The sequence below is a fragment of the Gordonia sp. (in: high G+C Gram-positive bacteria) genome, from assembly GCF_012515855.1.
Taxonomy (GTDB): domain Bacteria; phylum Actinomycetota; class Actinomycetes; order Mycobacteriales; family Mycobacteriaceae; genus Gordonia.
Genome location: NZ_JAAYXO010000096.1, coordinates 1 through 7457, shown reverse-complemented (window position 1 = coordinate 7457; position 7457 = coordinate 1). Strand labels below are relative to the sequence as shown.

General features: G+C 69.1%; 6 protein-coding genes. 4 read left to right on the top strand and 2 right to left on the bottom strand.

Annotated elements, in window-relative coordinates; all coding sequences use genetic code 11:
- On the bottom strand, window positions 1–1532 hold a 1532-nt coding region (locus tag GX543_RS07310; protein WP_290850954.1), incomplete at its 3' end, for a sodium:proton antiporter.
- A 163-nt stretch (window positions 1533–1695) separates the two neighbouring features.
- Here GX543_RS07310 and GX543_RS07305 point away from each other — a divergent pair.
- The 4 genes from GX543_RS07305 to GX543_RS07290 all read left to right on the top strand — a co-directional run bounded on the left by GX543_RS07305 (window position 1696) and on the right by GX543_RS07290 (window position 6265).
- Window positions 1696–2706: a diiron oxygenase gene (locus tag GX543_RS07305; protein ID WP_290850952.1), complete on the top strand. Its 1011-nt coding sequence runs from the start codon at window positions 1696–1698 to the stop codon at window positions 2704–2706.
- Between the two features lie 10 nt (window positions 2707–2716).
- The gene (locus GX543_RS07300) at window positions 2717–4210 is read left to right on the top strand and encodes an FAD-dependent oxidoreductase (RefSeq protein WP_290850951.1); all 1494 of its coding nucleotides are present in this window, start codon (window positions 2717–2719) and stop codon (window positions 4208–4210) included.
- A 142-nt stretch (window positions 4211–4352) separates the two neighbouring features.
- Complete coding sequence (locus GX543_RS07295; protein WP_290850949.1) at window positions 4353–4637, top strand: hypothetical protein; 285 nt, start codon at window positions 4353–4355, stop codon at window positions 4635–4637.
- Window positions 4634–6265, top strand: a complete 1632-nt coding sequence (locus tag GX543_RS07290; protein WP_290850947.1) for an alpha/beta hydrolase — start codon at window positions 4634–4636, stop codon at window positions 6263–6265. Before GX543_RS07295 ends, GX543_RS07290 begins: the two co-directional genes overlap by 4 nt.
- 71 nt (window positions 6266–6336) lie before the next feature.
- On the opposite strand, the gene GX543_RS07285 is transcribed toward GX543_RS07290, so the two are convergent.
- A partial coding sequence (locus tag GX543_RS07285) for a carboxylesterase family protein (RefSeq protein ID WP_290850945.1) occupies window positions 6337–7457 on the bottom strand: 1121 nt, incomplete at its 5' end.

Here is a 7457-nt window from a genome sequence, read left to right as displayed (position 1 = left end):
TCCGCGGCGCTGTGCAATCGCAGGTCCAGGGCGTCGCCGTCGAAGTCGGCGTCGGCCTCGAGCACGCGCAGTTGCTCGATGCTGCGGGCGAGCAGTCCGTCCGTCCCGCACACCGACGGGTCGTTCAGCACCTCGTCGCTGATCGCTGCCATCTGCCGTCGCAGGGTCCGCTGCTCGTCGCGAGTCTCGTCGCTGTTGTCGGGCAGGTTGAGCATCTTGATGACCGGACCGAGGGTGGTCCCCTGAATCACCAGGGAGCCGGCCGCCACGAAGAAGGCCACCAGGATCAGCAGTGATCGATAGGCGGTGTCGGCGGGCAGCGTCTGCGCGGCGGCCAGCGTCACCACACCGCGCATGCCCGCCCAGACCACGACATACCCTTCGCGCACCCCGATCGTCTCGGCTCGGTAGTACCGGATGTCCGACAACCGCCGGTCGATCTGCCGCTGAAATCGTCGAGCAGTCCGGTCGACCGGCGTCTGCGCACCGCCGAGCTTGGTCTGCATGTCTTCGAGCATCGGCTGTTTGGCGAACATCCGGCGCGTACGTCGCGCCATACTCGCCACCTGCGTCATCACCACGGCCCAGCGGATCACGATCAGCAGCCCGAAGGCGATGACCGCGGGCCAGACCGCATGCCACACCGTCTCATGACTCAGCCAGACGTCGGTGACCAGTCCCTCCAGCTCCAGTCCCATGAGAAGGAAGACGCCGCCCTCCAGGAGGAGTTCGACGGCCCGCCAGGTCTGCTGGTCGGACTGACGGTGCGCGGCGGTGAGCCGCCGCACCGATCCGCGACCGGTCACCAGCCCGGCCGCGACCGCCGCGACCAGGCCCGACGCACCCATGTACTCGGTCGGCACGTAGGCGAGGTACGGGGTAGTGAAGGTGATGGCCGTCGCCACCGCGACGTTCGACACGCGCGCGCGAATCTGCAGCAGCAACCAGCCGACGACCGAGCCGACCACGACGGCCGCGATGATCGCCCAGACGAACGACACGGCGACCCCGATCAACGAGACGCTCGCGGCCATCGCCGCGATGGCCGCGCGCAGCACCACCAGCGCGCTTGCGTCGTTGAACAGGCTCTCGCCGGAGAGCACCGTGACCAAGCGCGACGGCGCCCCGACACGCTTCACCGTGGTGGTCGCAACGGCGTCGGTGGGACTCAGGATGGCTCCGAGCGCCACTCCGGTCGCGTAGTCGGCGTCGGGCAGGATCCACATGAAGAAGAGGCCGAGCAGCAGCGCGCTCACGATCACCAGGGTGATCGACAACCCGCTGATCGCCCGGATGTCACGCTTGAAATCCATCGCGGGCAACGCGACCGCCGAGGCGTACAGCAGCGGCGGCAGGACGCCGACCAGGATGATCTCGGGGTTCACCGAGATGTCGGGAGTCTGGGGCAGGTAACTCACCCCCACACCGACCGCCACCAGCAACAACGGCGCGGCGATGCGCAGTCGCGGCGCCAGTTGATTCGCACCGGCGATCGCGAGGATGCAGACGACGATGATTCCCACTATCTCCACCACGCCATTGTCCCCGTTCGCAGCGATGTGACCTGTGCCACCCCCTATGCTCCCATGCTGACTGTGCCATCGACCGTTGACAAGATCTGACCGCGGTGGGACGCTGAAGACAACAGGTTCTAGTTCGGAGACCTTCGTCCTCGACGAGCTTCAGGAGAAGACAATGACGACCACGCAGCCTCGGCCGGCGACGTACACCCCGCCCGCCAAGCAGTCCGAAGAGCCCGACTACTCGCAGATCCTCGACGACCTCTCGTCGGCATCCGTGGCCCGCAACTTCGATCCCTACATCGATATCGACTGGGACGCCCCGCACATGGCCGTGGTGCCGAACGATCCGCGCTGGATCCTCTCGTACACGGTCGACCCGATCGGCCGTCACCCCTGGTACCAGGCGCTTCCGGAAGAAGAGCAGATCAAGATCGGCATGTGGCGTCAGGCCAACGTCGCCAAGGTGGGTCTGCAGTTCGAGTCGATCCTGATCCGCGGCCTCATGCAGTACGCCGACCGCCTCCCCAACGGCGACAAGCGCTTCCGCTACACCACCCACGAGGCCAAGGAGGAGTGCAACCACACCCTCATGTTCCAGGAGCTGGTGAACCGCATCGGCATGGAGACCAAGGGCATGCGCCCGTGGCTGCGACGCCTGTCGCCGACCATCCCCCTGTTCTCCACCTTCTGGCCCACCGTGTTCTTCTTCGGCGTGCTGGCCGGCGAGGAGCCGATCGACCATCTGCAGAAGGACTTCCTCCGGTCCGTCGAGACCATGCACCCGGCGATGTCCGCGGTGATGGAACTGCACGTGGCCGAAGAGGCGCGGCACATCTCGTTCGCGCACAATCACCTGCGCACCACCATCCCATCCAAGGGACCCATCACCAAGTTCACGCTGTCGATCGTCATGCCGATCGTCATGCGCGTCCTGTGCGGCGCGATCATGGTTCCGCCGAAGGAGTTCCAGCGCGAGTTCGACGTTCCGAAGTCGGTCATCAAGGAGATCTTCTGGAAGTCGCCGCAGTCCAAGGCGGTGCTGTCCGGCGTCTTCGGCGACGTCCGCATGCTGGCCCACCAGTGCGGCCTGATGAACCCGGTATCCCGCCTGGTGTGGCGTCTGCTCGGCATCGACGGCCGCGCATCGCGCTACCGCAGCGAACCCGCCTACACCGCTAACTGATCGGCGACCCTTGCCTCACGTCATCACCCAGGCATGCTGTGGCGACGCCTCGTGCGTCTACGCATGCCCGGTCAACTGCATCCATCCCACCCCCGACGAGCCGGATTTCGGCATCGCCGAAATGCTGTACATCGACCCGTCGACGTGCGTCGACTGCGGCGCCTGCGTCAGTGCGTGCCCCGTCGGCGCGATTGTTCCCGGCCACCGGCTCCCGGAGACCGCCGCGCGTTTCGCCGACGTCAACGCCGGCCACTACGGCGAACCCGCAACCGATGAAGCCCGCTTCCCGGTCCGCGCCGAATGGCGCCTCCCGATGGCTCCGATCACCAAGCCCGCCCGCCTCGGCGGCGCCGCCCCCGGCGAACTGCGGGTCGCGATCGTCGGTTCGGGACCGTCGGCCATGTACGCGGCGGACGAACTCCTCAAGCACCGCGAAGTGAAGGTGTCGGTGTTCGAGCGACTGTCGCAGCCGTTCGGCCTGGCGCGCTTCGGTGTCGCACCCGACCACGAGTCGACGCGCAGCGTGGCGAATCTGTTCGACGAGATCGCCCGGCACCCCAACATCACCATCGCGCTGAACACCGAGATCGGCCGCGACATCACGCTCGACGAGCTGCGCCGCACGCACCACGCGGTCCTGTGGGCAGGCGGCGCACCGACCGACCGCCCGCTGGCGATTCCCGGCGTCGACCTCGAGGGCGTCCAGAGCGCCACGTCGGTGGTCGGCTGGTACAACGGCCACCCGGACTTCGCGTACTCGGCACCCGACCTCGGCACCGAACGGGCCGTCGTAATCGGCAACGGCAACGTCGCCCTCGACGTGGCGCGCATCTTCACCGCCGACCCCGAGCGCCTCGCGACCACGTCGATCGACCAGACGGCCCTGGCCGCGCTGCGCGGATCGTCGATCCGCGAGGTGGTCGTCGTGGCCCGTCGCGGTCCCGAACACGCCGCGTTCACGCTGCCGGAACTGATCGGCCTGGCCGACGGCCCCGCCCACGTGTGGGTCGACCCCTCCGAGTTGGTCGGCGTGGACCCCGACGCAATCGACGATCCGACCGTCGCCGCCAAGGTGTCGCTGCTGCACGAGATCTCCCAGCGCGAGAAGCCGACTGAACCGTTCATTCGCCTGTCGTTCGGGTACACCCCGCTCGAGGTGGTCGGCGACGGCCGCGCGACGGGCGTCAAGTTCGTCAAGACCGGCACCGACCAGGAATCGGTGATCGACGCCGGCCTGGTGCTGACCGCGGTCGGCTACCGCGGGCGCGCGGTCCCCGGTCTGCCGTTCGACGAGGCCAAGGGCACCGTCGCGCATGTCGAGGGTCGCATCGTCGAGGCCGGCGAACCGATCGCCGGACTGTATGTGACCGGGTGGATCAAGCGCGGCCCCTCGGGATTCATCGGCACCAACAAGACCGACTCCGGCGAGACCGTCAAGCACCTGCTGGCCGACGCCGAAGCCGGCGTCCTGCCGCACCCCGGCAGCGCCGCCGTGCCCGTCTAGTGTCGCGCCGGCCTGGTCCGGCGCGACTAGTCCACAACTGAAGCGAAGCCCGCATATCCCTGTGGATAGGCGGTGGAGCCGAATCCGCCTCGCGTGCGTCTAACGAATGAAGAGTTCACCTCGCTCATTCGAAAGGCATCCGATGGACTTCGGCATCACGCCCCAGCAGCTGGCCGACATCGTCACGCTGTGGCGACGATGCGGCCGACAGATCGCCGACACCGATTGCGGGGCCGGCGATCCACCGGTCTCCGGGTCCGCCGCCCTGGCCTCACTGAACGCGAGCCTGGGCGCCACCCGCGACGCCACGGAGGCCCGATCACAACAACTCGACGCGCTCGCCGACGCGCTGGCCACCTTCGGCGCGCTCACCGTCGAAGCCGATGCCTCCGCCGCGGCGGCGCTCGCAGCCAAGCGGCAGTCGTGACAACCGTCGTCGAGGTGCTCGCCTGGCCCCTCGATCGTCTGCTCGACGCCGCCACCGCGTACGGGCGGGCCGGTGAGCGCGCGGCCAACGCCGCCGACTCCCTGCACCGCTCGTTCGACATCGATCCCACGTGGCTCGGCCGGACCCGTCTCGCTGCCGAGTCGCGGGTGCAGGCCGAGGTCACCCGGATCCGGCGGCTCGAACGCACCTTCCTCGACATCGCCGAGACCACCCGCGCGGGCCACGCCCGGATGTCGACCGCCCGCGACCGACTCCGGGGGCAAGTCGAGACCGCACGCGGCGCCGGATTCAACGTGGGCGACGACGGCGCCGTCGCCCACCCCGACCCCAAGCGTCGGGCCGACGCCGACTACCTGACCGAGCGCATCACCGCGATCCTGCACGAGGCCGACGCCGCCGACAACGCCCTTGCCGTCAAACTCAAGTATCTGACCAGGCAGTTCGACGGTTCCGGCGGTTTGGTACCGCTTCCCGACGGTGACTACGCACCGGCGAGCGATGCCGCCGCATCGCTCCTGCTGCTGTCGCCCGAGGAGATCACCCGCTACTGGGAATCGTTGACCGCGGCCCAGCGCGGCAGTCTCATCGAGGCGGTACCGGAGTACATCGGCAACCTGAACGGCATCGACTTCACCGACCGCGCCCGCGCGAATCGGATTGCGATCGAGGAGGCCCTCGCCCGCGAGGTGGACGCGGGTCGTGCTCACGGAGAGAAGGCCGAGAACCTGCGCAGTCTGTTGTCGCCGATGCCCGTCCCCGACGATCCGACGCGCACCGTCCCCCGCGTCGTCATCGGCTTCCGCGACGTCGGCAACGGCCAGTTCATCGAGATGGTCGGCGACCTGACGGCCGAGACGCCCGGCGTCGCCGTCCTGGTGCCCGGTACCGGGACCGGCCTGCGCAGCGCCGACACCTACCGCCGTCGCGCCGCGAATCTCGCGCTCGCCAGCGGGGCGCCGGTGATCGTGTTCGCCGACGGCGACTTCCCGCAGCAGATCATCGACACCGACCTCTCGCCGATCGAGGGAACGGCTTTCGACCCGGCGCCCGCTCGGCGGATGGCGCCGCGACTCGTCGACTTCGCGGCCGCCCTCGACAGTCAACTGGCGGCGTCGGGGATCGACACCCCGACGACCGTCATCGGCCACTCCTACGGCGGCTCGGTGGTGGGTACAGCCGAGCAACTCGGCCTCCGTGCCGACCGCGTGGTGTACGCATCGTCGGCGGGCACCGGCGTGGGCGACGGGCCGTGGGACAACGCCGAACCACAGGTCAAGCGGTACTCGATGACGCCGCCGGGCGATCCGATCCACTACTCGCAACTGCTGGGCGCGACGGTCCACGGAGGCGATCCGGACACCGCCCCCGGCGTCACCCGCCTCGACTCGGGTCACTACCGCGACGGCTCACTGGTCGCGGGGAAGGACGCGCACGCGGGCTATCTCGACGATCCGGAGTCCGACGCCCTGCGCAACATCGCCGCGGTGATCTCCGGCGGAACCCCCGAAACCTACGTCGACCGGGGCCCGGACATCACAGCCAAGAAGGACGCCGGGGACATGGTCGGCGGCTGGCTCACCGAAAAGCTTCGCCTGCTGACCCCCTGACCGAGCGTCGCTGATCGCGGGCGTCGTTGCTCGCGGGGCGGCGGCTCCCGGGCAGGCGGCTCGGCGCCGGCTCAACCGAAGGTCTTCACCTCACCGTCGGCGGCCACCGCCCACCCGGGATCACCGGTGATCGCGAACTGCACCCAGGCGGCATGCATCGCATCGGCCACCCCCTGGTCGGCCTCCGGCCCGGTCAGCGAATGCGCAATCGCGAGCTTGTCGAACACGAAGGGGATCTCCACCGCGTGGCCCGCCCGGATGTCGGCCACCGGACTCTCCCACGCGAACTCGTACAGGTGAGTCGCGGACTCCGGACGCGCGGCGGCGATCGCCCGCGTGGGATCGGAGAAGGCGATCGCGGTGATCGCCTCGCACAGTGCGTCACCGGCACCGACGCCGTCGGCAAGGCGCTGCTCGAGGAGTTCCGTCGGCATCCCGGCGCGCAGGAGCATTCCGCGCGCGAGATCGTCGGTGGCCGCGGCGAGCACGCCGGTCGGGGCGAAGAAGAAGCGGAACTCGGTGGCGTTCCACCCGGCGAGCAGCGGAATGCCGCGGCCCGCCCCGTTCGCGATGAGGTTCTCGGGCACGTCCGGGAGCACGTCGCCGTCGATCACCGGGAAGGTCATCATGACGCCGAGGCCGATCTGCGCGACGGTCTTGCCCCAGATCTCGGGACTCGGGTCGAGGGTGAACTCCAGCACCAGCTCGGTCTGTGCGCGCAGGATCTCCGCCATGTCCGCCTGGCCGAAGGCCTCCGCGGTGTGTGCGATCCCCAGCTTGTCCGCGAGCTTGGCCGATCCCTTGCGGGCGTCGTCGACCGCGGCCGCGGTGAGCGCGTTGCCGCTCTGCATCGCCGCGCGATGGAACAGACCCGCCGCCCGCGGCGACGCCAGCAGCGAGGCCACGCTCATCGCCCCGGCCGATTCGCCGAAGATGGTGACCTGGGCGGGGTCGCCGCCGAACGCGGCGATGTTGTCGCGCACCCACTGGAGTGCGGCGATCTGATCCAGGAGCCCACGATTCTCCGGGGCGCCGGGGATCGACGCGAAGCCGGGGACGCCGAGACGGTAGTTGATGCCGACGCACACCACACCGTCGCGGGCGAAGGTGTCGCCGCCGTAGATCCCGATCCGGTTGGACCCGCGCGAGAACGCGCCGCCGTGAATCCACACCATCACCGGCAGCCCGTCCG

Coding starts and splice junctions, on each gene's coding strand:
- GX543_RS07305 (WP_290850952.1), top strand. CDS start 1,696: ATGACGACCACGCAGCCTCGGCCGGCGACGTACACCCCGCCCGCCAAG.
- GX543_RS07295 (WP_290850949.1), top strand. CDS start 4,353: ATGGACTTCGGCATCACGCCCCAGCAGCTGGCCGACATCGTCACGCTG.